25 protein-coding genes are annotated in these 26,843 nt (G+C 60.8%); 17 read left to right on the forward strand and 8 right to left on the reverse strand.

The genetic code is table 11. The annotated features are described in order from the left end of the window. Positions 1-11: 11 nt before the first annotated feature. The 6 genes from AC1DE4_RS00925 to AC1DE4_RS00950 all read left to right on the forward strand — a co-directional run bounded on the left by AC1DE4_RS00925 (position 12) and on the right by AC1DE4_RS00950 (position 6,436). Positions 12-1,031: an aldo/keto reductase gene (locus AC1DE4_RS00925; protein WP_477879492.1), complete on the forward strand. Its 1,020-nt coding sequence runs from the start codon at positions 12-14 to the stop codon at positions 1,029-1,031. Positions 1,032-1,040: 9 nt separating this feature from the next. After that, positions 1,041-1,487, forward strand: a complete 447-nt coding sequence (locus AC1DE4_RS00930) for an RbsD/FucU family protein (RefSeq protein ID WP_025658784.1) — start codon at positions 1,041-1,043, stop codon at positions 1,485-1,487. Positions 1,488-1,692: 205 nt separating this feature from the next. Beyond that, complete coding sequence (locus AC1DE4_RS00935) at positions 1,693-2,679, forward strand: ABC transporter substrate-binding protein (protein WP_062373436.1); 987 nt, start codon at positions 1,693-1,695, stop codon at positions 2,677-2,679. Positions 2,680-2,800: 121 nt separating this feature from the next. Beyond that, the gene (locus tag AC1DE4_RS00940; protein WP_062373439.1) at positions 2,801-4,351 is read left to right on the forward strand and encodes a sugar ABC transporter ATP-binding protein; all 1,551 of its coding nucleotides are present in this window, start codon (positions 2,801-2,803) and stop codon (positions 4,349-4,351) included. 24 nt (positions 4,352-4,375) lie between these two features. Beyond that, positions 4,376-5,350 carry an ABC transporter permease gene (locus AC1DE4_RS00945; protein WP_018857666.1) on the forward strand — a complete coding sequence of 325 codons (975 nt, stop codon included), beginning with the start codon at positions 4,376-4,378 and terminating at the stop codon, positions 5,348-5,350. A 66-nt stretch (positions 5,351-5,416) separates the two neighbouring features. Further along, the gene (locus tag AC1DE4_RS00950) at positions 5,417-6,436 is read left to right on the forward strand and encodes a zinc-binding alcohol dehydrogenase family protein (RefSeq protein WP_477879495.1); all 1,020 of its coding nucleotides are present in this window, start codon (positions 5,417-5,419) and stop codon (positions 6,434-6,436) included. On the opposite strand, the gene AC1DE4_RS00955 is transcribed toward AC1DE4_RS00950, so the two are convergent. Next, the gene (locus AC1DE4_RS00955; protein WP_477879497.1) at positions 6,433-7,155 is read right to left on the reverse strand and encodes a copper homeostasis protein CutC; all 723 of its coding nucleotides are present in this window, start codon (positions 7,153-7,155) and stop codon (positions 6,433-6,435) included. The genes AC1DE4_RS00950 and AC1DE4_RS00955 overlap by 4 nt on opposite strands. 32 nt (positions 7,156-7,187) lie before the next feature. Beyond that, complete coding sequence (locus AC1DE4_RS00960) at positions 7,188-8,381, reverse strand: LysR family transcriptional regulator (RefSeq protein ID WP_025658779.1); 1,194 nt, start codon at positions 8,379-8,381, stop codon at positions 7,188-7,190. 420 nt (positions 8,382-8,801) lie between these two features. Between AC1DE4_RS00960 and osmF the strand changes: the two genes are divergently transcribed. The 6 genes from osmF (at position 8,802) to AC1DE4_RS00990 (ending at position 15,532) form a co-directional block, all read left to right on the forward strand. Next, positions 8,802-9,710 carry a glycine betaine ABC transporter substrate-binding protein OsmF gene (gene osmF / locus AC1DE4_RS00965; RefSeq protein WP_477879499.1) on the forward strand — a complete coding sequence of 303 codons (909 nt, stop codon included), beginning with the start codon at positions 8,802-8,804 and terminating at the stop codon, positions 9,708-9,710. A 65-nt stretch (positions 9,711-9,775) separates the two neighbouring features. Continuing rightward, positions 9,776-10,942 (forward strand): ABC transporter permease, encoded by a 1,167-nt coding sequence (locus AC1DE4_RS00970; RefSeq protein ID WP_025658777.1) that lies wholly within the window; start codon positions 9,776-9,778, stop codon positions 10,940-10,942. Beyond that, positions 10,939-11,883, forward strand: coding sequence for an ABC transporter ATP-binding protein (locus AC1DE4_RS00975; RefSeq protein WP_477879501.1), 945 nt, complete (start codon positions 10,939-10,941; stop codon positions 11,881-11,883). The genes AC1DE4_RS00970 and AC1DE4_RS00975 overlap by 4 nt, the downstream gene beginning before the upstream one ends. Further along, the gene (locus AC1DE4_RS00980; RefSeq protein ID WP_477879503.1) at positions 11,880-12,629 is read left to right on the forward strand and encodes an ABC transporter permease; all 750 of its coding nucleotides are present in this window, start codon (positions 11,880-11,882) and stop codon (positions 12,627-12,629) included. The genes AC1DE4_RS00975 and AC1DE4_RS00980 overlap by 4 nt, the downstream gene beginning before the upstream one ends. 47 nt (positions 12,630-12,676) lie before the next feature. After that, a complete protein-coding gene (locus tag AC1DE4_RS00985) occupies positions 12,677-13,072 on the forward strand; it encodes a VOC family protein (RefSeq protein WP_025658774.1) in 396 nt (131 codons plus the stop codon). Between the two features lie 9 nt (positions 13,073-13,081). Next, on the forward strand, positions 13,082-15,532 hold the full coding sequence (locus tag AC1DE4_RS00990; protein ID WP_477879505.1) for a glycoside hydrolase family 2 protein: 2,451 nt from the start codon (positions 13,082-13,084) through the stop codon (positions 15,530-15,532). Positions 15,533-15,651: 119 nt separating this feature from the next. Here AC1DE4_RS00990 and AC1DE4_RS00995 read toward each other — a convergent pair whose 3' ends face one another. Continuing rightward, positions 15,652-16,044 (reverse strand): PRC-barrel domain-containing protein, encoded by a 393-nt coding sequence (locus tag AC1DE4_RS00995; protein ID WP_018857676.1) that lies wholly within the window; start codon positions 16,042-16,044, stop codon positions 15,652-15,654. 247 nt (positions 16,045-16,291) lie between these two features. Between AC1DE4_RS00995 and AC1DE4_RS01000 the strand changes: the two genes are divergently transcribed. Together AC1DE4_RS01000 and pgi are read left to right on the forward strand one after the other, a co-directional pair. Further along, the gene (locus AC1DE4_RS01000; protein ID WP_477879508.1) at positions 16,292-17,992 is read left to right on the forward strand and encodes a long-chain-fatty-acid--CoA ligase; all 1,701 of its coding nucleotides are present in this window, start codon (positions 16,292-16,294) and stop codon (positions 17,990-17,992) included. A gap of 138 nt (positions 17,993-18,130) precedes the next feature. Beyond that, complete coding sequence (gene pgi, locus AC1DE4_RS01005; protein ID WP_477879510.1) at positions 18,131-19,756, forward strand: glucose-6-phosphate isomerase; 1,626 nt, start codon at positions 18,131-18,133, stop codon at positions 19,754-19,756. An 88-nt stretch (positions 19,757-19,844) separates the two neighbouring features. On the opposite strand, the gene AC1DE4_RS01010 is transcribed toward pgi, so the two are convergent. Continuing rightward, positions 19,845-20,129 (reverse strand): BON domain-containing protein, encoded by a 285-nt coding sequence (locus tag AC1DE4_RS01010; protein ID WP_018857679.1) that lies wholly within the window; start codon positions 20,127-20,129, stop codon positions 19,845-19,847. A gap of 159 nt (positions 20,130-20,288) precedes the next feature. Between AC1DE4_RS01010 and AC1DE4_RS01015 the strand changes: the two genes are divergently transcribed. Next, a complete protein-coding gene (locus AC1DE4_RS01015; RefSeq protein WP_477879512.1) occupies positions 20,289-21,089 on the forward strand; it encodes an alpha/beta fold hydrolase in 801 nt (266 codons plus the stop codon). A gap of 6 nt (positions 21,090-21,095) precedes the next feature. Here the strand turns inward: AC1DE4_RS01015 and AC1DE4_RS01020 are convergent, their stop codons facing one another. Beyond that, the gene (locus tag AC1DE4_RS01020) at positions 21,096-22,022 is read right to left on the reverse strand and encodes a carbohydrate kinase family protein (RefSeq protein WP_477879514.1); all 927 of its coding nucleotides are present in this window, start codon (positions 22,020-22,022) and stop codon (positions 21,096-21,098) included. A 90-nt stretch (positions 22,023-22,112) separates the two neighbouring features. Then, a complete protein-coding gene (locus AC1DE4_RS01025; protein ID WP_025658768.1) occupies positions 22,113-22,802 on the reverse strand; it encodes an orotate phosphoribosyltransferase in 690 nt (229 codons plus the stop codon). Positions 22,803-23,041: 239 nt separating this feature from the next. On the opposite strand from AC1DE4_RS01025, the gene AC1DE4_RS01030 reads away from it, so the two are divergent. Then, on the forward strand, positions 23,042-24,313 hold the full coding sequence (locus tag AC1DE4_RS01030; protein ID WP_192240344.1) for an MgtC/SapB family protein: 1,272 nt from the start codon (positions 23,042-23,044) through the stop codon (positions 24,311-24,313). Positions 24,314-24,353: 40 nt separating this feature from the next. Here the strand turns inward: AC1DE4_RS01030 and AC1DE4_RS01035 are convergent, their stop codons facing one another. After that, on the reverse strand, positions 24,354-25,004 hold the full coding sequence (locus tag AC1DE4_RS01035; RefSeq protein WP_477879516.1) for a TetR/AcrR family transcriptional regulator: 651 nt from the start codon (positions 25,002-25,004) through the stop codon (positions 24,354-24,356). Positions 25,005-25,210: 206 nt separating this feature from the next. On the opposite strand from AC1DE4_RS01035, the gene AC1DE4_RS01040 reads away from it, so the two are divergent. Then, complete coding sequence (locus AC1DE4_RS01040; RefSeq protein ID WP_018857685.1) at positions 25,211-25,699, forward strand: anthrone oxygenase family protein; 489 nt, start codon at positions 25,211-25,213, stop codon at positions 25,697-25,699. 43 nt (positions 25,700-25,742) lie between these two features. Here AC1DE4_RS01040 and pyrC read toward each other — a convergent pair whose 3' ends face one another. Then, positions 25,743-26,783: a dihydroorotase gene (gene pyrC / locus AC1DE4_RS01045; protein WP_477879519.1), complete on the reverse strand. Its 1,041-nt coding sequence runs from the start codon at positions 26,781-26,783 to the stop codon at positions 25,743-25,745. Between the last annotated feature and the right edge of the window lie 60 nt (positions 26,784-26,843).

Below are 26,843 nucleotides of genomic sequence, written 5' to 3' on the forward strand. Positions count from 1 at the left end.
GGGGAGGAATAATGAAGACGAGGAGGATCGGCAGCACGGCGCTGGAGGTGACCGAAGTAAGCTTCGGCGGCGCCGCTCTCGGTGGCCTGTATCGCGCCTGCCCGCGCGAACAGGCTATGGAGACGCTTGAGGCTGCATGGGACAGCGGCATTCGCTATTTCGATGTCGCACCGTGGTATGGCCTCGGTCTCGCTGAGCGTCGTTTCGGCGACTTCCTGCGCGACAAGCCGGAAAAGGAATGGGTGCTCTCGACCAAGGTTGGTCGGCTGCTGCGCCCGGTGCCGACGGGAACCGTTCCAGACTATAGCTATGTCGACCCGCTCTCCTTCGATGCCGACTACGACTATTCCTACGATGGCATCATGCGCTCGGTGGAATTCAGCTATGCCCGTCTCGGACTGAACCGGATCGACATACTCTACGTTCACGACCTTGGCGGATACACCCACGGCGCGGCGAAGAACGCTGTCCTTCAGAAGCACTTCCTGGACACCGGCATCAAGGCGCTCGAGGAACTGAAGTCCTCCGGAGCGATCAATGCCTTCGGACTCGGTGTCAACGAGATTCCGGTCTGCCTCGACGTGATGCGCAATGCCGACATCGACTGCATCCTGATGGCCGGGCGCTATACGCTGCTCGACCGGTCGGCGGTTGCCGAACTGCTGCCGCTTTGCCGGAAAAAGGGCACCTCGCTCGTTGTTGGCGGCGTCTTCAATTCCGGCATCCTTGCGACGGGCCCCGTGCCCGGCTCGCATTTCGACTACATGCCGGCGACGGACGATGTCCTCGCCAAGGTCGGGGGCATGGAGAAGATCGCTGCCAAACATGGCGTGTCGCTGGCTGCCCCGGCGCTCCAGTTCCCGCTCCGCGATCCGCTCGTCTCCTCGGTACTGATCGGCACGGCCAAGGCTTCGAGCCTGACACGCAACATGGAGCTTTTCGAGCCAGCCTTGCCGGACTCGATCTTTCCGGAATTCGACTCTCTGACGCTCGTCGCACCGCCGCTCGGCGAAGACGCCGTGCGTGTATAAGGACGGACCATGCTTAGAGGTATCCACCCCATCCTCAATCCCGACCTGCTGCGTGCGATCGCCCGCATGGGGCACGGCGACGATATCGTCATCGCCGACGCCAACTTTCCCTCGAGCACAATGGGTCCGGAAGTCATTCGTGCCGATGGCGTCAGCGCCACCGACATGGCCGAGGCGATCCTGACGCATTTTCCGCTCGATACGTTCGTGCCGGAAACGGCGTGGCGCATGCAAGTTGTCGGCGACCCGACCGCAGTGCCCGACGTTTGCGCCGAATTTCAGGAAATCGTTTCGAGGCGCGCCGGCGACTTCAAGATCGCATCCCTCGAACGCTTCGCCTTTTATGAGCGTGCCCGCACGGCCGCCTATATTGTCGCGACGACAGAATTCCGGCTGTACGGTAACCTGATTTTGAAGAAAGGTGTTGTTCGCCCGGACGAAGTCTATCGCGGCTGACAACACTTTAGACTGCGGATGAACGATTGGAAAAACAATTACTTGCGATAGATAAAGAAACAATGAGCGAGCCGCTTGCAGTACTTGCAATTTGACTTTCGCTCGGCTAGCTTCTCGTGGTAACTGTTTTTTATCGATAAAAATCGCCCGCCTGCGTTCAGCGGTACGGTTTCTTGGAGGAGAACGCACCTAGGAGGAGAACTACATGCGCATGAAATCCATTCTGTCGCGCCGAGCCTTCACGGCTCTCGCGGGTGCTGCCGCTATCGCCACCGCAATGCCGGTAACGTCGTTTGCAGCTGACGTGACGATTCCGATCATCGTCAAGGACACGACCTCTTTCTACTGGCAGATCGTTCTGGCCGGCGCCCGCGCTGCCGGTAAGGATCTAGGTGTCAACGTTCCGGAACTCGGCGCACAGGCCGAATCCGACATCAACGGCCAGATCAGCATTCTTGAAAACGCCGTTGCCGGTAAGCCGGCTGCAATCGTGATCTCGCCGACCGAGTTCAAGGCGCTTGGCAAGCCGATCGATGAAGCTGCAAAGTCCGTTCCGATCATCGGCATCGACTCGGCCGCCGATTCCAAGGCTTTCAAGTCGTTCCTGACGACTGACAACGTCCAGGGCGGCCGCATCGCGGCTGACGGCCTTGCTGCCGCCATTAAGGAAATGACCGGCAAGGAGGAGGGCGAAGTCGTCATCCTCACCAACCTGCCGGGCGTCGGCTCGCTCGAGCAGCGCCGTGAAGGTTTCCTGGATCAGATCAAGACGAAGCATCCCGGCCTTAAGGTCATTGCTGACAAGTACGGCGACGGCCAGGCCACGACCGGTCTCAACATGATGACCGATCTGATCACGGCTAACCCGAACCTTGTTGGCGCCTTCGCCTCGAACCTCATCTTGGGACAGGGCGTCGGCCAGGCAATCGCGGAGAACAAGCTCGGCGACAAGATCAAGGTCATCGCTTTCGATAGCGACGACAAGACGGTCGGCTTCCTCAAGGACGGCTCGCTCGCAGGTCTCGTCGTGCAGGATCCCTACCGCATGGGCTATGACGGCGTGAAGACGGCGCTCGCCGTATCCAAGGGCGAGAAGGTCGAGGCCAACGTCGACACCGGCGCAAACCTGGTCACCAAGGCCAACATGAGCGACCCGAAGATCGACGCTCTGCTGAACCCCAAGATCAAGTAAATCACACGACGTGGCCGCGCGAGAGAAATCCCGCGCGGCCTTTCCTTCACCTGTGTTATCGTCCGCATGAGGAGCGCGGACTGCTGGTGGAGAGACGGCAATTCGCGAGGAGGAGACGCCCATGAGCCTGGAAGAGGTCAGTCATCGCCACGATGACAGCGCCACGCTGACGGAGGCAAGCCGCATTCCTGCGGGCGCCCCGATCCTCGAACTTAAAGGACTTCAAAAGAATTACGGCTACGTCCAGGCGCTGAAGCCGGCGACGATGACGTTCCTGGCCGGCGAGATCCACGCGATCGTCGGCGAGAATGGGGCTGGCAAGTCGACCCTGATCAAGCTTCTGACCGGTGTGATTGCCAGAACGGCGGGCGAGATTCTCTGGTGCGGCCACCCCGTCGCCCTGGCAACGCCCAACGAAGCGATAGCGCGCGGCATCAACGCCGTCCACCAGGAAGTCGTTCTCTGCCCGCACTTGACGGTAGCGGCCAACCTCTTTCTCGGCGACGAGGTCAATCAATACGGGCTGATGCGCAAGAAAGAGATGGAGAAGATGGCGCAGGCCGTCCTCGACGATCTTGGCTTCGGATTGCCTGCCGGCGTGCCTCTCGCCGATTTGACGATCGGCCAACAACAACTCGTTGCGACTGCGCGCGCGGCCATGCGCGGCACGCAATTCCTGATCTTCGACGAGCCAACAGCCTACCTGACCCGCCAGGAATCGGCGCAGCTTTTCAAGCTGATCCGCCGCCTTCAAAGCGAAGGCGTCACGATCGTCTACATCAGTCATCGCATGGAAGAAGTGTTCGAACTCGCGGACCGCGTTTCGGTGCTGCGCGACGGCACGCATGTCGGCACACGCACCATCGGCGAGACGAATGAAGCCGAGCTGATCGCGTTGATGATCAACCGCTCGATCGAGCAGATTTATCACAAGGAAGAGATCCCGATCGGAGACACGATCCTTGACGTGCGCGGGCTTTCCGGACCGGGCTTCGAGAACGTCTCGCTCTCGGTCAAGGCCGGCCAGATCGTGGGCCTCTATGGCCTGATCGGCGCAGGGCGCAGCGAATTCGCTCTTGGCCTGTTCGGGCGGGAAAAGACCACGGCCGGCGAGATCCACTGGATGGGCAAGAAGGTCGATATCACCAACGAGCGCACTGCAATGGAACTCGGGATCGCGCTGGCGCCGGAAAGCCGCCGCGACCAGGGACTTTGCCTCAACCTGCCGATCGGACTGAATATCAATCTTCCGGTCTTCAAACGGCTGAGCAAGGGCCCTGTCATCAGCCACAGCGAGGAATCGCAGAATGCCGACCAACAGATCCGTGACCTGGCGATCAAGACGCCGAGCCGGCGTGTCCTGGTTTCGGCCATGTCGGGCGGGAACCAGCAGAAAGTCGTCATCGGCAAATGGCTGAGCTACGGCGCTCGCCTCTTCATCTTCGATGAGCCGACGGTGGGCGTCGACGTCGGTACGAAGGCGGAAATCTACCGGCTGTTTGCAAAGCTTCTCAAGCAAGGCGCGGGTATCATCCTGATCTCCTCCTATCTGCCTGAGGTTTATGAGCTCGCCGACAGGCTGCACGTCTTCCGCCGCGGCCAGCTTGTTGCAAGCCACGACTTCCACGCGGCGACACATGAAGAAGTGCTCAGCGAAGCGATCGGTGTCTAAAAGAAAAAGAGGGAGAGAGAACCAATGACCGTAACCCCCACCGATATCGCCGCGCCGCCGCCGCGCCGAAAAGTCAATATCCTATTCGGCCTGACCCTCATCGGTCTCCTGGCCTTCCTCTGGATCGTTCTCGGCTTCGTCACAGCCAGCTTCTGGACGCCGCTGAACATTTCCAACCTGCTGCGGCAGGGCGCAATGACGGCCATTCTGGCGCTCGGCCAGACGTTCGTAATCATCACCGCCGGCATCGACCTTTCGGTCGGCGCGATCGTCGGATTCTGCACCGTTATCCTGGCTTGGCTGCTGCAAGCAGGCGTGCCGGTCTGGGCGTCCATCCTGATCACACTGCTGATCGGCGTCGGCATCGGGGTATTCCACGGCTTCGGCATCGTCAAGATGGGACTGCCGCCCTTCATTATCACGCTGGCAACGCTGACCTCGCTGCGCGGCATCGGACTTTTGATCACCAATGGTTCGACGATCAACATCGTCAACGAGCCCTTCACGAACTTTGCCCGCGCCGACTTCCTTGGCGTGCCGAGCCTGTTCTGGATGGTTATTCTTGTTGCAGTCCCGTCCTACGTCTTCCTGCATCTCAGCCGTTGGGGGCGCTATCTTTTCGCCGTCGGTTCGAACCGCGAAGCGGCCCGTCTGTCGGGTGTCCGGGTGAACGGCATCATCTATCTCGCCTATATTCTCTCGGCGACATTTGCCGCCTTCGTTGGTGTTCTGCTTGCCTCCCGTATCGCGATCGGCAACGCCACACAGGCCGACGGATGGGAACTGCAGGCGATCGCTTCGTCCGTTATCGGCGGCACCAGCCTGTTCGGCGCCATCGGCTCCGTGCACGGACCGCTCATCGGCGCTTTCATTCTGGCGACCATCAACAACGGTGCGAACCTGCTGAACGTCAATTCGTTCTGGCAGCGCATCATCACCGGCCTGCTGATCATCGTCATCGTCTACTTCGACCAGCTGCGCCGCCGCCGCACGCCGTAAGCCGGCAGCGAGATAGGGAGCCGGCCCAAAGGCCGGCTTCTTCCATCTAGGGAATGCGAGATCATTATGAAAGCAGTGCTCTGCCAAGAACCTGGCGTCCTCGAACTCGTGGAACGTCCCTCACCCGGCGCGCCTGAATCCGGCTGGGTACGGCTTGCGGTGAGCCATGTCGGAATCTGCGGCACGGACTACCACATTTTCGAGGGCAAGCACCCGTTCCTGGAATATCCCCGCGTGATGGGGCACGAGATCTCGGCGACGGTTGTCGAAGCGGGCGAAGGCGTTGCCATGGCGGTCGGAACGCCTGTGGTCGTCAACCCGTATCTCTCTTGTGGCACCTGCGTCGCCTGCCGCCAAAACAAGCCGAATTGCTGCACCAATATCAAGGTGCTTGGCGTTCATACCGACGGTGCTTTCTGCGACGAAATCGCGGTGCCTGCCGGCAATCTCTATGCGATGAAGGGCGTGAGCCTGGAAGCTGCAGCCACAACGGAGTTTCTGGCAATCGGCGCCCATGCCGTTCGCCGTTCGATGGCGCCGACCGGATCACGCTCGCTCGTCATCGGTGCCGGCCCGATCGGGCTTGGGGCCGCAATCTTCTCGCGGATATCAGGGCATGAGGTGACATTGCTCGACACCAGTCAGGAACGACTGCAGATGGCCGTTGATCGGTTCGGCTTTTCCTCTAGCATCGTTGCAGGCGAAGGTGCCGCCGATGCTGTCAGGGCGATGACTGGCGGCGACGGTTTTGACGTCGTTTTCGATGCCACCGGCTATGGCCCATCGATGGAGAAAGCCTTCGGCTTCGTCGCCCATGGCGGCGCGCTGGTGCTGGTCAGCGTCGTGAAGGACGATATTCGCTTCTCCGATCCGGAGTTCCACAAGCGCGAAATGATGGTCATCGGCAGCCGCAACGCGACCCGCGTGGACTTCGAACATGTCGCGGATTCGATCGCCAAGGGCCTCGTACCGGTCGAGCAGTTGATCACCCACCGTACGACTTTGGAGAATGCGCCACGGGACCTGGCACGCTGGGCTCATGAAAAGAGCGGCCTGATCAAAGCGGTCATCAAGGTCGGCGCTTAAAGCGCGTCGATCGCCGCCCGCATCCGGCGAACGACGTCGGCATCCGTCCGGTTCGTTGTCGCTGCTTCGAAGCCGAAGGTAACCGCCCGTGGGTCGATGCTGTCGACCCGTGAGCTGCAGGAGGCGTGAACCTCGCTTGTGCCGGTGGCCCGCAGTATCTCAGCGACGTTGCCTGGACGCACGCCACTGCCGGGCATGATCGAGATACGGCGAGCCGCCTTGCGGGAGAGACGGCTCAGCGTTTCCAGGCCGTCGATCGCCTTCGGCACACAGCCTGACGTCAGGATGCGCTCGCAGCCGAGTTCGATCGCCTGTTCCAGTGCTGCGCCGGGATCAGGGACGAGATCGAAGGCACGGTGGAGGGTCGATCCAAGTCCCTCGGCACGCGCCCTTAGCCGGCTGATCAGAGGCATGTCCAGCCTGCCGTCCTGGCGATTGGCGCCGATGACGACGCCGGCAAGGCCGAAGGCGCGCACGGCATCGATATCGGCCATCATCGCCTCTTCGTCAGCCGCATCGAACACGAAAGGGCCGGCGTGCGGGCGGATCATTGCATAGACCGGAATGGGCGCAGCCGCGGCAGCTTTCATCAGCCCGGCGACCGGCGTCAGCCCGCCAAGCTCCAGCGCCGAGCAGAGTTCGATACGGCCCGCACCGCCGGCAATTGCAGCCGCAAGCCCCTGCGGGCTGTCCACGCACACTTCCAGCAAAACGCTCACGCTCGAATCTCCTTGTCCGCCGCGCCGTCCATTTAAGCGAAAGCGTTTTCTTGCGCGACGGGTTCGGCAATTATTTCGGCAACGGCGGCGACAATCACGGCACTTGCGTCAGCCGAGGCTTTCCGATGGTTGAAGGCGACGTGATAGGACATCGGGATGGACTCCTCAAGTTCGACGATGCGAACCTTGTCGGCAATGGGCATGGCGCTGACGCGGCCAAGAAACGAGATATAGCCATGGTTGGCGACAAGGTCGACGATCACAGGCAGAGAGTCGGCGGCAGTGATATCCTGGTTGCGGTGCCTGCGATTGGCAGTGCGCTCGTGGCTTAGCGCCATCGTGGCGTGTCCAAGCCCCGTCCTCGAACTCGGCGTGCAGATCGCGTGACCTTCGACAAGCTCGGCCACCGTCCGCTCTCGGCTTTGCAGCGGTGCTATCAGGACCATCTCGGTCTTCAGCAACTCGCGATGCTGGAAGCGCTCAAGACCAAAAACGGAGTCGAGAATGGCAACGTCGATCCGGCCGGATTTCAAAGCTTCCCGCAAGTCATCCGCCGTCATCAACACCAGAGACAGGGCATTCTTGCTGCGGCGGGCGTTCCATTCGGCGACGAGAGCGCCAAGGCATCGTGCAACCCAACTTTCCGATCCTGTCGGAATGATCGAACCGATGCGCAGCGCCCGCGCCGTGCGCTGATAGCGTTCGTCAGCGGACGCTTTCAGATCATTCCACTCCTGCGTGATGGCCTGCAAGATGGCATAGATCCGGCTACCCTGCTCTGTCAGCGCGGAGCCATTAGCCTGCCGCTCGAAGAGGCGATGACCGAGCGCCTTCTCCAAAGTCGCGATCTGAAGCGAAAGCTGCGGCTGACCGAGCTTCAGCCGTCGCGCCGCCCGGTTGATGCTGCCTTGGTCAGCGACCTCAAGGAACCGCTCCATCGTGGTGATCTTGATCGGCAGACGCGACGGTTCGTTGGTCCCCATCCAGTTCGCGAGCTCTTCAGCTGCCCGCACGATCGGGGCGAGCTTTTCGCGCACGTCGTTGCTGGCGAGGAGCGTCGCAAGCTCGCCGGAGCTGCGCTCTGTCAGCTTCAGGGCAAGCTCCGTTTCGAGATTGCGGACGGCGGTCGAGACCGTCGATGCTGCAAGCGAAAGGCTTCGCGCCGTCTCTCTGACCGAACCCGATGTGAGCACGTGACTGGCGACAAACAACGTGCCGAGCTGCAATCGCTTTCTCCGTAACAGTATGAAAAATCGAACGATATGATGTGTTCGCGAAAAAAGATATCCCTGTCGGGGAATCCGGCGGCTATCGTTCCCGCCAAGAACAAAACCGGGTTGGACAGTAGAAGCACTGAAGAGCACCGGACATCTGCGGAAACACGCAAGGGAACAAAAACAAATCGCGGCAGCGATGGAAAAGGAAATGCATTTTCACGCAAGCATTTGCATTCACCGCCATAATCGCGCCGCGACCGCAAAACTGGAGAGGCTTGCATCGATTTTTCGAACGCGAACGCTATTTCCATGACGCACGTATTTCCGGCATGATCGCAGCCAGGCTGCTTTCGCCGGTGATTTTATACGTGGAAGGCTCCCGCCAGGGCTCGCCACGAGGTCAAACGGTGTAAATCAAGGGGACAATCCATGTTGAAGAAATTCGCTCTTGCCGTCACGCTTTCCGCCTTTGCGGCAGGGGCGGCCCATGCTGCAGACGTCGTCGTTTCATCGAAAATCGATACTGAAGGCACGCTGCTCGGCAACGTGATCGTGCTCGCGCTCAACGCAAACGGCATCAAGACGCAGGACCGTGTTGCGCTTGGGACGACGCCGGTTCTTCGCAAGGCAATCACATCGGGCGAAATCGACATCTATCCGGAATATACCGGCAATGCCGGCTTCTTCTTCAACAAGGCCGACGATGCGGCCTGGAAGAACCTCGAACAGGGCTACGAACTGGCCAAAAAGCTCGATTACGATGCCAACAAGATCGTCTGGCTGACGCCTTCCCCCGCCAACAACACCTGGGCGCTCGCGGTCCGCAACGACGTCGCCGGCCCGAACAACCTGAAGACCATGTCGGATTTCGGCAAGTGGGTCGCAGGCGGTGGTGCGGCGAAGCTCGTGGCTTCCGCCGAGTTCGTCAACTCGGCTGGCGCGCTTCCGGCATTCCAGTCGACCTACGGCTTCACGCTGAAGCCAGACCAGGAAATCGTCCTTTCGGGCGGTGACACGGCCGCGACCATCAAGGCGGCAGCCGACCAGACGAACGGCGCCAACACCGCCATGGTCTATGGTACAGATGGTGCGATCCAGGCCGCGGAACTGACGGTTCTCGAGGACGACAAGAACGTCCAGCAAGTCTATGCGCCGACCGCGATCATCCGCGAGGAAGTGCTAAAGGCAAACCCGAAGATCGAGGAAGTGCTCGCACCGATCTTTAAGAGCCTGAACGCCGATGAACTGCGCAAGCTGAACGGCAAGATCCAGGTCGACGGCGAACCGGCGAAGTCGGTTGCCGAAGGCTTCCTGAAGGAAAAGGGCTTCCTGAAGTAATCTCGTTGCCCGATGCTCCGCCTGCCCACGGGCGGAGCAGCCTTTCGACCGGACAGGATGGATCGATGGAAGAAACCTTAGCGGTCCGCAAACTGGACCGGCTCGGCGTGGTGCTGGTGACAACAGGCGTTGTCGCAACTGCGCTCCTGCCTTTCATCTATGTGAAGGCAAACCGCATCGCCGCCGGAAAGCCCATGCTGCTGACGCAGCTACTCAATCAACCCTCCGCCCTCATCCTGACGATCCTCCTGCTGGCCACGGCCTTTGCCGTACTTTTTCTTCAAAATGCGCTGCTGCGGCTGGTGATCGCCACCCTTTGTTTTGCTGCGCTGCTCGCGACCATTGGATTTGCAGCTTCGGCATTCACGCCACCGGCCAGCAATGCCGCGCGCATGACGCCGGGCGGTGGGTTCTGGGTGCTGTTTGCGGTGATCGGGCTCGTCGTTTCGGACGCGCTCGTGAAGATCAAGCTTACGCCGTGGATGCGTATTGCGGCCCTTGTCGCCTACACCGGATTGCTCGGCATCTTCCTGGCTTCCGGACTGCTCGACGATCTCTCGATCATGAAGGAATTCGCGACCCGATCCGCGCAGTTCTGGACGGAAGCGGTCGCCCATTTGCTGTTGGCACTCGGCTCACTGGCGATCGCCATCGTCATTGGCCTGCCGCTCGGCATCCTGTGTTTCTGGGTTCCAAAGTTGCGTGCCGTCGTCCTGCAGGGCCTCAGCCTCATCCAGACGATCCCGAGCCTTGCGCTCTTCGGCATCCTGATGCTGCCGCTCGGCTATCTCGCGACGCACCTGCCCGCCGCCGCCTCGATCGGCATTCGCGGCATCGGCGCCGCGCCGGCGCTGATCGCGCTTGTCCTTTATTCTTTGTTGCCGATCGTGGCCAACACCGTCGTCGGTCTGCAGGGAGTCGATCCCTCGGTACGTGATGCAGCGGCTGGCATGGGATTGACGCGTCGCCAAATTCTGACCGGCATCGACTTGCCGCTTGCCTTTCCCGTCATTTTGACGGGCATTCGTATCGTCCTGGTGCAGGCGATCGGCTTGGTGACGGTCGCGGCTCTGATCGGCGGTGGCGGCTTCGGCATCTTTATCTTCCAAGGGCTCGGTCAAACAGCCATGGACCTCGTTCTGCTCGGCGCCGTGCCGACCGTCTTCTTCGCCTTTTCTTCGGCCGTCATCCTCGATGCGGTCATCGACAGCATACGGGGATCCGCCGCATGAGTATGATCGAAATCAGGAACGTCACCAAGCGCTACGGCACGGCGGCCGTCGTCGACAACGTCTCGATGGAAGTCGAGAAAGGTTCGATCACGGCTATTGTCGGCACCTCCGGCTCGGGCAAATCAACGCTGATGCGGATGATCAACCGTCTCGTGCCCATCACGTCGGGCGAGATCTTCGTCGGCGGGCGGAACATCATGGACGTCCCGGTGACAGAATTACGCCGCAAGATCGGTTACGCGATCCAGGGGCACGGCCTCTTTCCGCATCGAACCGTTTCGCAAAACATCGCGACGGTGCCGCAGCTTCTTGGCTGGGATACGGCGAAAATCAAGAGCCGCGTCGAGGAACTGCTCGGTCTGTTCAACCTCGATCCCGCGGCCTTTGCCGAGAAATATCCGCATCAGCTGTCCGGTGGCCAACAGCAACGTGTCGGCGTTGCGCGGGCGCTGGCGGCGGAGCCGGAACTGCTGTTGATGGACGAGCCCTTCGGCGCGCTCGATCCAGTCATCCGCGGCAAGGCGCAAGACGATCTGCTGGCGATCCAGAAGCAGTTCGCTACGACCGTCGTCCTCGTCACGCACGACATGGACGAAGCCTTCCATCTCGGCAACCAGATCGCCGTGATGAGCGCCGGCAAGCTGCTGCAATGCTCGACGCCGGAAAAGATCCTGACCGAGCCAGCCGATCCCTTCGTGCAACAATTGACCGGCACCTCCGACCGGGCGCTGAAGCTGATGTCGCTGCTGCCGCTGAAGGAAAGCATGGAGCCGGCAAAGTCAGGCCTCGCTTACGCATTGCCGCAGTCGCTCAGCCTGCGAGATGCCCTGGCAGAGATGATCTGGCAGGGCGTTGGCGAAGCCGCCGTCCAGAATGCGGACAAGGCGCCTGTCGGCTCGATCTCGATGACGCGATTGCTCGAACTGGGCCGGAAGGCATGAAGCTCGTCCTTGCGAACCTCTTCCGTGTTGCCGCACTGGTACTGCTGCTGATCCTGTTGTTCCGGACGGAGTGGCTGTCCTTCCTGCTCGTACCATTGACGAGCAACAATGCGCCGGCGGTCTATACCCAAAACAGCCTTCCGCATCTTGCCGCCTCGCATCTGTTTCTCGTGGCGATCTCGATCGTCGGCAGCGCCGTTCTCGCGATCCTCGGCGGCATATTCGTCACCCGCAAAAGCGGTGAGGACTTCCTGCCGCTGTCCCGGGCGATCGCCAATGCCGGCCAAACCTTCCCGCCGGTGGCAGTGCTCGCCCTTGCCGTGCCTGCAACCGGCTTCGGCGCCGGGCCAACGTTGATCGCGCTCTTTCTCTACGGCCTCCTGCCGATTTTCGAAAACACCGTCTCCGGCCTCAAGCAAGTCTCTCCCTCCGTGCTGGATGCCGCCGACGGCATGGGCATGAATGGCACGCAGCGGCTCTTTCAGGTGGAATTGCCGCTTGCCCTGCCGCTGATCCTCGAGGGTCTGAAGGTTGCGACCGTCATCAACATCGGCACGGCAACGATCGGCTCGACGGTGGCCGCCAAGGGCTTGGGCGAAGTCATCATTGCCGGGCTGATCTCCGACAATACCGCCTTCATCCTGCAAGGCGGCCTGATCGTCGGCCTGATGGCGGTGTTGATCTATGATGCGATGGGGCTGATCGAAAACGCCATCACTGAAAGAATTGGCTTGCGCCAGGCATGAGGCGACGGCTACCAAGGCTGCCGTGATATCGGCAATGGGAGGCAGCCTTGGCCAAGATGATCCACTCCATGATCCGCGTTCTCGACGAGGCGCGCTCGGTCGAGTTCTACGGCAAGGTCTTCGGCCTCAAGGTCGCCGATCGTATCGATTTCGACACCTTCACCCTGATTTACATGAGCAATGACGAGACCGGCTTCGAGCTGGAGCTGACGGTCAATAAGGGGCGCATCGAGCCTTACGACCTCGGCAACGGCTACGGGCATCTTGCCCTCTCGGTTCAGGAAGTGGAGATGGAGCACAAGCGTCTGACGGAGGCGGGATTGAACCCCGGCAAGATCGTCGAGCTCAATCGCGACGGCAAGTTGCTGGCGCTGTTCTTTTTCATCACAGATCCCGACGGCTACAAGATCGAAGTCCTGCAGCGTCACGGCCGTTATCTCTAAGAGCTTCACATGATTGAAAAGACCGAATTGAACCGTGGCTGGACGCTCTCCTGCAACGTTGCCGGTCGACGCGACCTGCCGGCCGAAATTCCTGCACAGGTGCCGGGTTGCGTACATCTCGACCTTCTGGCCAACCGTCTGATCCCGGACCCCTATCTCGACGTCAACGAGATCACCAACGACTGGATCGGCAAGGAAGACTGGACCTATCGCTGCAGCTTCGATGCAGCGCCGGATGCCGGAAAAGTCCAGGGACTGGTGTTTGAAGGCCTCGATACGGTCGCGACGATCGTGCTGAACGGCGAAGAGTTAGGCCGCACCTTCAACATGCACCGCACCTATCGCTTCGACGTGTCGGAGCGGCTGAAGCAGGGCGCGAATGAACTCGTTGTGACCTTCCGCTCCCCTTATGCCTACGGCGCCGAGATGGAGGCGCATTACGGTTACCGGCCGAACAACTATCCCGGCCCTGGCAACCTGATGCGCAAGATGGCCTGCAACTTCGGCTGGGACTGGGGTCCGACGCTGGTGACCTCGGGGATCTGGAACCCGGTGCGGCTGGAAAGCTGGGAGCGGGCGCGGCTTGCGGAGACGCGGGTTTCGGCGACGCTTGCAGGCGGCGAGGGGCTCGTGACGGTTCGCGCTCGTATCGAGCGCCGCGACGGCGCTGGCGCGAAGATCGTCGCGAGCATTGCCGGCGTCAGCCACGTCGCCGAGTTGGCGGAAGGAGCCGATGCGGTCGAGTTCCAGCTGACTGTTCCAGCGCCGCAGATCTGGTGGCCGCATCACCTTGGCGCACAGCCACTCTACCCGCTGCAGGTCGAATTGCGGAATAGCGTAAGCGACGACTTACTCGACAGCTACTCTAAGCAGATCGGCTTCCGCTCCGTCAGACTCGACACAGCACCCGATGAACACGGCTCCGCCTTTACCTTCGTCATCAACGACGTGCCGCTTTTCCTCTGCGGCGCCAACTGGATTCCGGACGACTGCTTTCCGCCACGGGTAACCGCCGAGCGCTATGCTTCCCAGATCGAGGAGGCGAAGGCTGCAAACATCAATCTGCTGCGCGTCTGGGGCGGCGGCATCTTCGAGCGAGACGAGTTCTACGAGACCTGCGACCGCGCGGGGATGCTCGTTTGGCAGGACTTCCTGTTTGCCTGCGCCTCCTATCCGGAAGAACAACCGTTGCACAGCGAGGTCGAGGCGGAGGTGCGCGACAATGTGGTGCGCCTGATGCCACATCCGTCGCTGATTGTCTGGAACGGCAACAACGAGAACATCTGGGGCTTCGACGAATGGGGATGGCGCCCGATCATCAAGGAGGGCGTAAGCTGGGGGCTCGGCTACTATCTCGATGTTCTGCCAAAGCTCTGCGCCGAGCTGGACCCAGATCGGCCGTATTATCCGGGCAGCCCCTACTCCGGGACAATGGAGATCGAGCCGAACGCGGACGAGCACGGCTGCAAGCATATCTGGGATGTCTGGAACGATGTCGGCTACGAGGTCTATCGCAACTACATCCCTCGCTTCTGCTCGGAATTCGGCTGGCAGGCGCCTCCGAACTGGGCGACGATCGAGGAAAGCGTCCATGACACGCCGCTGACACCTGTTTCGAACGGCGTATTCCATCATCAGAAGGCGACACAGGGCAACGACAAGCTGATCCGCGGTCTCGCCGGGCATCTGCCGGTGCCACGGACGATGGACGACTGGCATTTCGCGACGCAGCTCAACCAGGCACGCGCCATCCGCTTCGCGATCGAGCACATGCGCTCGCACCGCGCCATCTGCAAGGGCGCCGTCGTCTGGCAGTTCAACGACTGCTGGCCAGTGACCTCATGGGCGGCGCTCGATTCAGCCGGACGGCGCAAACCGCTCTGGTATGCGATGCAACAGGCATTCGATCCCAGACTGCTGACTATCCAGCCACGCAATGGCGGGCTGGCAGCCGTCGCCGTCAACGAGCGCACGCTGTTCTGGCGGGCGAAGATATCGGGCAAGCGCCTGCGGCTTGATGGTACGGTGCTCGCCGAATTCGAGTTCTGGCGGCTGCTCTGCGACCGCTTCGAAGCGAAGGAGTTTCCGCTGCCGGCGGATATCGCAACGCCGGACAATGCCGGTGACGAGCTGATCGTCGTGCAGATGCTCGACCGGCGCGCATTCCATTATTTTGTCGAGGACATCGATTTGAAGCTCCCGGCACCGCGGGCGTCACTCGAGCTAACTGCCACGACGGATGGATATGCGGTGAAGGTGACAGCGGAGACCCTGCTGAAGGACCTTTGCCTGATGGCCGACCGGCTCGATCCTGATGGCGTCGTCGATTCGATGCTGGTAACGCTGCTGCCGGGGGAAAGTCACATATTCGCGCTACGGACTGCAAAAGCGATGTCGGTAAGCGACATCAGCATTGGCACCGTGTTGCGCTCCGCCAACGATCTCGTCGCCACACACTGAAAAGGCCCCGTCTGCGACGGGGCCCATCCAGGTCGTTTTACCACGCCGCGCGCCAAGTGGGCAGAGTGCGGCGCAGCGCATCTACGCGCGATCAAGGGACCGCGCGTGTGCGGACGACGTTACATCCAGTAGGGAGGCACGCCGTAGTAGTCGTAAACTCGGCGGCCATTATCGTTGTACCAGGTGTCGTCATCGTCCGCATAGCTCGGCGCGCCCTCGATCTGATCCTTCGTCAGATCGATGCGATAGCCGTCCAGCTGGGTATCGTAGGTCAACTTTTCCCACGGCAGCGGATAGTGATCGTGGCCGATGCCCAAGAAGCCGCCGAACTCGAGTACGGCATAGGCAACGCGGCCATCCTGCTTGCCGAGGATCAATCGTTCAATAGAGCCAATATGCTTGCCATCGGCTCCATAGACGCGGGTGCCTTCCACGCGGTCGCTGGCAATCAGTGTCGGTGTGTCCTTCACATTTGGGTCACGGCGGGTTTTGTCAGCGTCCTGATGCAGCATGGTGCACCTCCTTTTGTTTCCTCGTGGTTGGCCCACGGAGAAAAAACGCTGCCCCGCACTCGATGTTCCCAATTTACTCACAGCAACCGCCAATACATGATTATTGACGTTTACGTTAAGGTTAGTGTAGCTCTATTCTCAGCTTGAACCATTCAGGCGATGACATAAGCTGCCGCGTTGGAAGATGGAGGATCGTCCAATCGGCTTGCCGGTGGGACCGGCCGGCAGCGACAGGGAGAGAGACCATATGAACAGCATTTCCGTCCATCCAGGCGGTGCGAAGCCCGAAAAGCCCTGGCTTGCGACCTATCCCAACAGCGTGCCGGCAGAGCTTCCACCGCTGGAATACGAATCGCTTGCGGAACTGCTCGAGAAATCCTGCGCGCGCTATGCCAATCGCATCGGCTTTTCCAGCATGGGCAAGACGCTGACCTATGGCGAGCTTGAGAGCCAGACCCGCAAGATTGCAGCGTGGCTGCAGAGCATCGGCCTCGAGAAGGGTGACCGCGTTGCCGTCATGATGCCGAACGTTCTGCAGAATCCGGTCGCCGTTTACGGGATCCTGCGGGCCGGCTTCGTGGTCGTGAATGTCAATCCGCTCTACACACCCCGCGAACTGGAACATCAGCTGCGCGACTCGGGCGCCAAGGCCATCTTCGTGCTCGAAAACTTCGCGCGAACGGTCGAGCAGGTACTGGTCAAAACCGATGTGCGCCATGTCGTCGTCACGTCGCTCGGCGAGATGCTGGGCGCCAAGGGGCTGATCGTCAATCTTCTCGTGCGCAGGGTCAAGAAGCTCGTTCCTTCATGGTCTATTCCGCAGCACAAGACCTTCAAGCAGGTGCTCGCGGAAGGTGCCGGCCAACCTTTCAAACTTGTAAGCCTGACGGGGGGCGACATCGCCTTTCTGCAATATACCGGTGGCACGACCGGCATTGCCAAGGGCGCGGTGCTGACGCACCGGAACCTGCTCTCCAACAAGCTGCAGCTCGAACTGTGGCTGCGATCGGCTTTCGACAAGAAGCCGCGCCCAGAGGTTCTGAACTTCCTGTGTGCCCTGCCGCTCTATCATATCTTCGCACTGACGGTGAATTCGCTGATGGGCATGTCGCTCGGCGCCCACAATATCCTCGTCGCCAACCCGCGCGATATTCCGGCGCTGGTCAAGGAATTCGGCAGGGTGAAGGTCCACATCTTCCCCGGCCTCAACACACTCTTCAACGCGCTGATGAACAACGCCGATTTCGCCAAGCTCGACTTTTCCTCCATCGTGATGTCGCTCGGTGGCGGCATGGCGGTGCAGCGACCGGTCGCCGAGCGCTGGATGAAGATCACCGGCTCCCATATCACCGAAGGCTATGGTCTCTCCGAGACATCGCCGGTCGCTACCGCCAACCGCTTCGATTCGGCAGAGTTCACCGGTTCCATCGGGCTACCGATTCCATCCACCGATCTCGACATTCGCGACGAGGACGGCAATTCGCTGCCGCTTGGTGAGATCGGCGAGATTTGTATCCGCGGCCCGCAGGTGATGGCTGGTTACTGGAACAAACCGGAGGAGACCGCCCGCGTGATGACGCCGGACGGCTATTTCCGCAGCGGCGACATGGGCTTCATGGATGCGCGCGGCTACACCAAGATCGTCGACCGGAAGAAGGATATGATCCTTGTCTCCGGCTTCAACGTCTATCCGAACGAGATCGAGGAAGTGGCGGCGATGCATCCCGGCATCCTCGAGGCGGCGGCTGTCGGCATCCCCGACGGGCATTCCGGCGAAGCCGTGAAGCTCTTCGTGGTTCGCAAGGACCCGGCGTTGACGGAGGCAGACGTCAAGGCGCATTGCGCGGCAAACCTCACCAACTACAAGCGGCCGCGCTTCGTGGAATTCCGCACCGAACTGCCAAAAACGCCAGTCGGAAAAATCCTGCGCAAGGATCTGCGCGGCTAAGTTTGACGGTCGCGTGAAATTATGAGCCATCCGTTTGTTCAGATGGCTTTTTTGCGTTCCGAGAGGTCGCCGAACTTGATTTGCGCCCTACAAAGCGAATAGTTTCCGCGACCCTCTCGCCCTGCAAAGGAGCCTCCCATGAATGCCATCGTCGAACAATTGAAGAGCACTGCAGCCGCCACCAAGGCAACCGATCTGCGCGCCGCCTTTGCCGCCGACCCGCAGCGTTTCTCGCGCTTCAGCGTGTCGCTCGACGACCTCCTGATGGATTATTCCAAGACGGCCGTGAACGACGAGATCCTGGCTCTCCTGGTCAAGCTCGCGGAGACGGGCGGCGTTGAAGTCAAGCGTGACGAAATGTTCGCCGGCAAGGCGATCAACTTCACCGAAAACCGAGCCGTTCTGCACACGGCGCTACGCAACCGCTCCAATACGCCGGTGCTTGTCGACGGCAAGGATGTCATGCCTGATGTCAACGCCGTGCTTGGCGCCATGGGCAAATTCGCCGATGGCATCCGCTCTGGCAGTCTTAAGGGCGCGACCGGCAAGGCCATCACCGACGTCATCAACATCGGCATCGGCGGCTCTGACCTCGGCCCCGTGATGGCAACGCTGGCGCTGGCGCCCTTCCATGATGGACCGCGCGCGCATTTCGTTTCCAACATCGACGGCGCCCATATCGCCGACACGTTGAAGCTCGTTCAGCCCGAGACGACACTGTTCATCGTCGCCTCCAAGACCTTCACGACCGTAGAGACGATGACGAACGCGCAAACGGCGCGCAAGTTCATCGCCGACGCGCTCGGCGAGGCCGCCGTCCAGCATCATTTCGCTGCCGTTTCGACCGCACTCGACAAGGTCGCGGCCTTCGGCATCGAGAGCGAACGCGTCTTCGGCTTCTGGGACTGGGTGGGTGGCCGCTACTCCCTCTGGTCGGCGATCGGCCTGCAGATCATGATCGCCATCGGCCCGGAAAATTTCATCAAGTTTCTCGAGGGCGCCCATGCCGTCGACAACCACTTCCGCACCGCACCGATCACCAAGAACTTGCCCATGCTGCTCGGCCTGATCGGCTTCTATCACCGCAATGTACTCGGCTATCCGACCCGTGCCGTCCTGCCCTACGACCAGCGCCTGTCGCGCTTCCCGGCCTATCTGCAGCAGCTCGACATGGAATCGAACGGCAAGGGTGTTACGATCGACGGCACGCCCGTCGAGGGTAATTCCGGTCCTGTTGTCTGGGGCGAGCCCGGCACCAATGGCCAGCACGCCTTCTACCAGCTGATCCACCAGGGCACGAGCGTCATCCCGGCCGAATTCATGATCGCGGCGAACGCCTTCGAGCCAAATCTGCGCCACCAGCACGAGCTTCTGATATCGAATGTGCTTGCGCAGTCCGAAGCGCTGATGAAGGGCCGTACCTTCGACGAGGCGAAGAAGCAGCTGACCGACAAGGGCATGGACGACAAGAAGGCCGACTTCATCGCACCGCACCGTGTCTTCACCGGCAACCGCCCGTCGATCACCTTCGTCTACGACAAGCTGACGCCCTACGCGCTCGGTCGCCTGATCGCGCTCTATGAGCACCGAGTCTTCGTCGAAGGCGTGCTGTTCCGCATCAACTCTTTCGACCAGTGGGGCGTCGAACTCGGCAAGGAACTGGCGACTGGTCTGCTGCCTGTCGTGGAAGGCAAGGAAAGCGCTGCCGGCCACGACTCCTCGACGCAGGGCCTCGTTGCCGCACTGGCAAAACTTGCCAAGTAACAGAGCATTGAGATCAAAAAGCTCCCGCGGCTGGCCGCGGGAGCTTTACACAGTCTGGGAATTGACTTGAGGGCTTAAAGCCCGTCCTCTAGTTCGACCTCTTCGGGAAGCCTCGACATATCAGTCGATTGTGAACCTGAGTCGATCCGACGATGGCAGCGGCGACATCCGCGGCTAGTTCGTCATCTCCGCGACAGCGGACGAAGCCTTCAAGCACCACGAAATCGCCAAGCATTGAAACAACGATCTGCGTGCTGTCGAACTCCGATGACGCTTCCAGTGCGCACTTGACCGCGGCTTTGGTCGCCGCCGAACAATGTCCGGCTTCGACGCTGCTGAGCGACCAGCCTTGACCATCAACGCGTAGAACCATTTCTTCTCCTCCAACGTTAAACGCTGAAGCTACAGGCCGCAATATTAGCAGTCTATTAAGTATGACATGCGCCGGCATTTGTCTTGTGGTAGCGCTTGGTCAATGTCGAAATTCGGCTTCACGATGCGTCTTAGGTACATCGCTATGAGGAGAGGTTGAATGGATGTGACCGACGACGAGCTTCTGAATTTCGAAGCACATGGCGCAGCGCCCCTGCCAAGGCCGCAGCGCGAAGGCTTCGTCGAGAACGACGGCGCTCGCATCTGGTATGCGACCTACGGTTCCGGCCCAGCCGTGATCCTGCTGCATGGCGGGCTCGGCAATGCGGGGAACTGGGGCTATCAGGTGCCGGCACTGGTCGCCGCGGGCCGACAGGTCGTCGTTATCGACAGTCGCGGCCACGGCCGCAGCACGCGCGACATGCGCCCCTATCACTATGCCCAGATGGCAGGCGACGTTCTTGCGGTGATGGATTGCCTTGAGCTTACGAAGTCCGCCCTTGTCGGCTGGAGCGACGGGGCCTGTACGGCGCTGATCCTCGCCGACCAGCGGCCAGAGCGGGTACCCGGTGTGTTTTTCTTCGCCTGCAATATGGATCCCAGTGGCACGCTTGAATTCAAGCCGACACCGGTCATCGATCGCTGCTTCAGTCGTCATCGGAAGGATTATCAGGCGCTATCCGCCACGCCCGATGCCTTCGAGAGCTTCGTGGGCGATGTGTCGAAGATGATGGCAAGCGAGCCAAACTATACGGCTACCGATCTCGCTGGCATCAAGGTGCCGGTCGCGGTCGTGCTCGGAGACAATGACGAGTTCATCAAGCGCGAGCACGCCGATTATCTGGCCCGCAGCATTCCCGATGCCGAACTCATCCTGCTTCCGGAGGTCAGCCATTTCGCGCCGCTGCAGCGGCCAGAGCACTTCAACCGCGAAGTGCTCGCCTTTCTCGATCGGCTATAGCCTGTCTCAGAGGCCGATTTCTTTCGCCCAGGGCGGATTGGCGCCGGCGCGCGAGACGGTGACGGCAGCGGCCTTGGCACCAAGCGAAAGCGCGTTCTGCAGCGCCTTTTCGCTGAGCGAAGCGACCTTTTCCTTGGTCAGGAGATCGTCGATCTTCAGCGAGGCAAGCACGCCGGCATCGAAGGTGTCGCCAGCGCCGACGGTATCGACGACAGTGACGCGCTCGCTCGGCACGGTGACCTTGCGCTCGTTGGTGTAGCCCGACGCGCCCTCGGCACCCTTGGTGATGACCACGAGCTTGGCGCCCTGCTTCAGCCAGTAGGCCGCCAGGTCGTCATGGCTGCCTTCGAGGCCGAACCATTCCAGATCCTCGTCAGAGAATTTCAGGATGTCGGACTTCGCCGCCATGCGCTTGATGCGCGCCATATGGGCGTCCTTGTTCTTGATGAAGCCGGGGCGGATGTTCGGATCGAGCGAAATCACCCGCTTGTCGCATTCGCGGTCGAGCAGCGCCTCATAGGTCTCGCCGCAGGGGCTCGGGATGAGACTGATCGCGCCGAAATGCAACGCCTCGCAATCGTCGCCGAGGACAGGCAGATCGTCGGTCGTGATCATGCGCCCGGCCGTGCCTTCGTCGTAGAAGGCATAGGTTGCCTGGCCGTTGACCAGCTTGACGAAGGCGACCGTCGACGGGCGTGGGGTGATGGCGCAGAGGCTGAAGTCGACATTGCTCGCCTGCAGCGTATCGCGCAGGATTTCGCCCATCATGTCGTCGGCGAGGCCGGTGAAGAAGGCTGTCGGAATGCCGAGGCGTCCGAGTGCGATCGCCGTGTTGAAGATCGCGCCCCCTGCATATGGGGCAAAGCCCTTCTCGCCCAGAGTCGTCTCCCGCGGCAGCATGTCAATCAGCGCTTCGCCACAGCACAAAATCATTCCGGCCTCCCAAGCATTACGATCCATCGATGCTCAAATCGATTAGATAATTTCGTGGCAAAAGCAAAGCGCCACGACGCAATTCTTCATTCAAAGTGATGAAATGCCGCCATTGCGTCCCGACCAGGCGAGCGGCGCATCGAGGAAGGCTTCGACTTCGCTCAAGGTTTTCTCGTCGAACAGCTTCTGCGCCTTGGCAACCGCAAGCACATCGCGCCAGGTGGCGATGTAGTGCAGCTTCACCTTGCCATCGGCAAAGCGCAGCGCGCCTTCATCGAAAATACCGTAATAGAACAGGGCGATACCATGATCGACCACGCCGCCAGCAGCCCTGACGGCATCGATGAACTTGAACATGCTGCCGCCTGCCGTCGTCAGGTCCTCGATGACGAGGACGCGTGAGCCCTCCGGCATGTTGCCTTCAATCTGCGCGTTGCGGCCATGACCCTTCGGCTGCTTACGGACATAGATCATCGGCAGGCTGAGGCGATCGGCGAGAAGGGCTGCAAATGGGATGCCCGCAGTCTCGCCACCGGCCACGCAATCGAACTGCTCGAAACCGGCTTCGCGCAGAACGACGCTGGCAGCGAAATCCATCACGGTCGAGCGCACGCGCGGAAAGGAGAGCAGCTTGCGGCAATCGATATAGACCGGGCTCGCCATGCCGGAGGCGAATTTGTAGGGCTGCGCTGCATTGAAGTGCACCGCCTTGATCTCCCAGAGCATCTTCGCCACGAGTTCCGCCATCACGGCGCGGTCGGTGAATGTCGTCTGGATCATCGCTCTCTCCTTTGGTCAAATTTATGGGCCAATAGCAGCAAGCGCGGCAGTTTTCCAGAACGGCGAGCGATTCCACGCCGTCAATGAGGGAGAAAAACGCGACAGCGCTTGAAGACGTCGGCCGGGCATTTGTCCAGAGGTGCCTGAAGGCACCGCCTTCGTTGCGCTGAGCCAGCAATGCATCAATTCTTTCAGTTATTTGCGCTTGCGCGCCGGCGCGGCGGCGATATCGTCACGTCATGGAGCATATTGAGGTTTTTCAGCGGCTCGGCGTCGCCCTTGCTATTGGCCTGCTCGTCGGGGTCGAGCGGGGATGGCAGGAGCGCGACATTCGCGCTGGCGGCAGAGCGGCGGGCATCCGGACGTTCGGCCTTACCGGTTTTCTCGGCGGAATAGCCGGAACGCTTCAAGCGATGACCGGCCCATTTTTGCCTGCGACGATCGCCGTGCTCCTGGGGGCCATTTACATTGCCGGCAAGTGGCAGGAGACGAAGGAAAATGAAGACTACAGCATCACCTCGGTCGTGGCCGCCCTGGTGGTGTTCGGGCTCGGCTTTCTGGCAGCTGTCGGCGACATCGTTACCGCGGCAGCCGGCGGTGTCGCAACGACGGTCATTCTTGCGGCTCGCCATAGCCTGCATGGCTTCCTCAGAGGATTGACGTGGGTGGAGCTCCGCTCGGCGCTGGTGCTGCTTGCAATGACCGTCATCGCCTTGCCGCTGTTGCCTAACAGGGCGTTGGATCCCTGGGGCGCGCTCAACCCCTACTCGCTCTGGCTGCTGACGATCACCATCGCAGCCCTGTCCTTCGCCGGCTATGCCGCCATTCGATTGATGGGCCCGGGCCGTGGCGTTCTGCTGGCAGGTGCCGCGGGCGGGCTTGTCTCGTCCACCGCCTTGACGCTTTCCTTCGCCCGCTATTCGGCGCAGGCGCCGGAGGGCGCACGCCACCTTGCGGCAGGGGCAGGCATTGCCGGCGCCCTCTCCTTCGCCCGCGTTCTCGTCATCGCCAGCGCGCTTTCCTTCACCTTGCTGGCGCCCCTCGCCGCCGCGCTGGTCCCTGCAATCATCGGTTTCCTGGCAGCGGCGCTGTTTTCGGTCTGGCGTTCGGAGACCGCGACAAAGGCGCCGGAGATCGACCTCAAGAACCCCTTCGAGCTCACCACGGTCATTTCCTTTGCTCTGCTGCTCGGCCTGATCAGTCTCGTGTCGAAGATCGCGATCGAATATGTCGGCCCGTCCGCGCTCTTCGTCGTGGCGGCGATCTCCGGCCTCGTCGACGTCGATGCCATCACGCTATCCACCGCGCGCCTCGCCGGCTCGACGATCGACGTGATTAAGGCGGCTGACGTCATTCTGATCGCCGTCGCGGTCAACGCGGTGACAAAGGTGGTGCTTGCCTTCACCGCCGGCCGGCGGGAGTACGCGATGGCGCTCGGGCTGGCTTCGGTCGTGGCGGTCGCGCTCGGAGCCATCGGCTATTTCGCGGCGCGCAGCTTTTTGCCGGCCTGAACAATTGGACCGGCGTGACCAGTTCCACCAGTCGCCGTGACTACGACAACCGGCCGATATCGATCGGGAGCATTCGCTGGTAAAGCACAATCGCAGCCCGTCCCTCGGTATCATCCAGCGAGATCGCATAGCGGACGGCGGCTGCCAGCAGCTGCATGGTCAGCCTGGCAATGGCGACAAGTTCGCCCTTGCTCCGCCCTGGTTCCAGCGTGGCGAGAACCGAAAGCAACGCCTGGGCATGAAACTCCATGTCCTCGGCATCGATCTGTTGCAGTAGCCGATCGGCCTGGGTGGCGACCCAGATATCGCGCATCACCGGCTCTTGCCGGAAAAAGTCGTAATACTGGTCGGCGATGTTACAAAGCGCCTGCCGCAGCGTCGCCGCGTCCCTTACCGCCGCAAGCTCGGCTTTGACGCAGGCTTTGCCCTGCTCGTTGAAGCGTTCGGCCAGTGTGCGGATGATCGAGCTTTTGTCCGGGAAATACTGGTAGAGCGCGCCGAAGGATAGCTCTGCCTTTTCAACGATCTCGCTCATCTTCAGCGCATCGCTGCCATTCATTTCGATGAGCTCGAGCGCCACCGAAAGGATCTTCTCGAAGCGCTCCCGCCCGCGCTTCTGCTGCGGAATCCGGCGCGGTTGGCCGGTTGATTCCGGCTGTCTTCTGCGGCTCACGGAAACCTCTTCGCCCATTCCACTCTCCGTTTTTCCTTGACGACGAAAATAAGAGAGCTTATCTCATTTTACAAATGAAAGACTTTCTCTTGTTTTGCCGGAGGAGTATTCTTATGCGGCATTCCATTCTCACCGACGCGCGGGACCCAGTAATTTTTCGACCGCCCCGCCAAGGATTTTCGGCCCCATCTGCGTGATGCTGCCGCCAATGGCCCGTGGAGGATATGAACATGACACTGGTTCTCTGGATCGTTCTGGCGGCTGCTGCGATCGGTAGCGGCCTCGTCGCCGGCATCTTCTTTGCCTTTTCGACCTTCATCATGACGTCGTTCGCCCGCATTCCCGCCGAACAGGGCATAGCGGCCATGAACTCCATCAACGTCACGATCGTGCGCTCGCCCTTCATGCTGCTTTTCGTGCCGACCGCGGTCCTCTGCCTTGTGATCGCTGCCTTCGCATTCTTCAACTGGCGCGAAGGCATCAGCGTCTGGATGCTGGCCGGAGCGGTGCTCTATATCTTTGCATCGTTCCTCTCGACGATCGTCTTCAACGTGCCGATGAACGACGCGCTGGCGAAAGTCGGCGGTGGCGGCGCCGAGGCGACCGCGCTCTGGGCGAGCTATCTTAAGGATTGGACGTGGTGGAACCATGTGAGGACAATCGCCTCGCTGCTCGCATCCATGGCCTTCGTCCGCGCCTTGATGCTCATCTAAGCGGGAGGGACTGCAGTACGCGAAAAATTGCCAATGGAAAGCTTTAGCGCACGACATCCCAATGGAGCGGGAACATCGGATCGAAAACCGTAACGGAGCCAGCGCCGGTTTCGATCTTGGCGGGAAAACTGACGGGTTCGTTACGCTTGACCAGCGTTATTCTCTCTTCATTGACCGGCAGGTCATACCAGGTAGGTCCGTTCAGCGATGCGAAGGCTTCGAGCTTGTCGAGCGCATTTTCCTGCTCGAAGACATGCGCAAGGCAGCTCATCGTATTGATCGAAGTATAGATGCCGGCGCAGCCGCAGGCACACTCCTTCAAGGGATCGACATGCGGCGCCGAATCCGTACCGAGGAAGAAGCGCGGATCGCCGCTCGTTGCAGCGGCACGCAACGCAAGACGATGGTTTTCGCGCTTGGCCACCGGCAGGCAATAGTAATGCGGGCGAATGCCGCCGACGAGGATGGCGTTGCGGTTGATGATCAGGTGGTGGGTGGTGATCGAGCCTGCGAGACCACCCTTCGCGGACTTGATGTAGTCGATGCCGTCCTTCGTGGTGACGTGCTCCATCGTCACCTTGAGTTCGGGCAAGCGCTTGCGGATCGGATCGAGCACCGTCTCGATGAACACCGCTTCACGGTCAAAGATGTCGACCTCAGGCGTCGTCACCTCCCCGTGAACGCAGAGCGGCAGGCCGATCTTGGCCATGCGCTCCAGCACCGGCATCGCCTTTTCGATATCACGCACCCCGCCATGTGAATTGGTCGTGGCACCGGCCGGGTAGAGCTTGACCGCCGTGATCAGCCCACTCGTCTTACCGACCTCGACATCATCGGGATTCGTATGTTCCGTCAGGTAGAGCGTCATCAACGGCTGGAATATGTCGCCCTTCGGCAGCGCCGCCATGATGCGGCCGCGATAAGCTTCGGCATCCGCCGTGGTCACCACCGGCGGCACGAGGTTCGGCATGATGATCGCGCGGGCAAAGTCGCGGCTGGTATCGCCGATCACACCTTCCAGCATGGCGCCGTCCCGCAGGTGCAGGTGCCAATCATCGGGGCGACGGATGGTGATCGATTGCATGCGCTGGACTCCGGAGGCTGGCCTATAAGGTTCAGCCCTGCGCATTATCACCCCGAAGCG

The sequence above is a fragment of the Rhizobium sp. 10N414 genome (assembly GCF_056394785.1).

Coding starts and splice junctions, on each gene's coding strand:
- AC1DE4_RS00990 (WP_477879505.1), top strand. CDS start 13,082: ATGATTGAAAAGACCGAATTGAACCGTGGCTGGACGCTCTCCTGCAAC.
- pyrC (WP_477879519.1), bottom strand. CDS start 26,783: ATGCAATCGATCACCATCCGTCGCCCCGATGATTGGCACCTGCACCTG.
- AC1DE4_RS00925 (WP_477879492.1), top strand. CDS start 12: ATGAAGACGAGGAGGATCGGCAGCACGGCGCTGGAGGTGACCGAAGTA.
- AC1DE4_RS00995 (WP_018857676.1), bottom strand. CDS start 16,044: ATGCTGCATCAGGACGCTGACAAAACCCGCCGTGACCCAAATGTGAAG.
- AC1DE4_RS01040 (WP_018857685.1), top strand. CDS start 25,211: ATGAACATGACACTGGTTCTCTGGATCGTTCTGGCGGCTGCTGCGATC.
- AC1DE4_RS00970 (WP_025658777.1), top strand. CDS start 9,776: ATGGAAGAAACCTTAGCGGTCCGCAAACTGGACCGGCTCGGCGTGGTG.
- AC1DE4_RS00980 (WP_477879503.1), top strand. CDS start 11,880: ATGAAGCTCGTCCTTGCGAACCTCTTCCGTGTTGCCGCACTGGTACTG.
- pgi (WP_477879510.1), top strand. CDS start 18,131: ATGAATGCCATCGTCGAACAATTGAAGAGCACTGCAGCCGCCACCAAG.
- AC1DE4_RS01025 (WP_025658768.1), bottom strand. CDS start 22,802: ATGATCCAGACGACATTCACCGACCGCGCCGTGATGGCGGAACTCGTG.
- AC1DE4_RS00930 (WP_025658784.1), top strand. CDS start 1,041: ATGCTTAGAGGTATCCACCCCATCCTCAATCCCGACCTGCTGCGTGCG.
- AC1DE4_RS01035 (WP_477879516.1), bottom strand. CDS start 25,004: ATGGGCGAAGAGGTTTCCGTGAGCCGCAGAAGACAGCCGGAATCAACC.
- AC1DE4_RS00950 (WP_477879495.1), top strand. CDS start 5,417: ATGAAAGCAGTGCTCTGCCAAGAACCTGGCGTCCTCGAACTCGTGGAA.
- AC1DE4_RS01010 (WP_018857679.1), bottom strand. CDS start 20,129: ATGGTTCTACGCGTTGATGGTCAAGGCTGGTCGCTCAGCAGCGTCGAA.
- AC1DE4_RS01030 (WP_192240344.1), top strand. CDS start 23,042: ATGGAGCATATTGAGGTTTTTCAGCGGCTCGGCGTCGCCCTTGCTATT.
- AC1DE4_RS00940 (WP_062373439.1), top strand. CDS start 2,801: ATGAGCCTGGAAGAGGTCAGTCATCGCCACGATGACAGCGCCACGCTG.
- AC1DE4_RS01020 (WP_477879514.1), bottom strand. CDS start 22,022: ATGATTTTGTGCTGTGGCGAAGCGCTGATTGACATGCTGCCGCGGGAG.
- AC1DE4_RS00975 (WP_477879501.1), top strand. CDS start 10,939: ATGAGTATGATCGAAATCAGGAACGTCACCAAGCGCTACGGCACGGCG.
- AC1DE4_RS01015 (WP_477879512.1), top strand. CDS start 20,289: ATGGATGTGACCGACGACGAGCTTCTGAATTTCGAAGCACATGGCGCA.
- AC1DE4_RS00945 (WP_018857666.1), top strand. CDS start 4,376: ATGACCGTAACCCCCACCGATATCGCCGCGCCGCCGCCGCGCCGAAAA.
- AC1DE4_RS01000 (WP_477879508.1), top strand. CDS start 16,292: ATGAACAGCATTTCCGTCCATCCAGGCGGTGCGAAGCCCGAAAAGCCC.
- AC1DE4_RS00935 (WP_062373436.1), top strand. CDS start 1,693: ATGCGCATGAAATCCATTCTGTCGCGCCGAGCCTTCACGGCTCTCGCG.
- osmF (WP_477879499.1), top strand. CDS start 8,802: ATGTTGAAGAAATTCGCTCTTGCCGTCACGCTTTCCGCCTTTGCGGCA.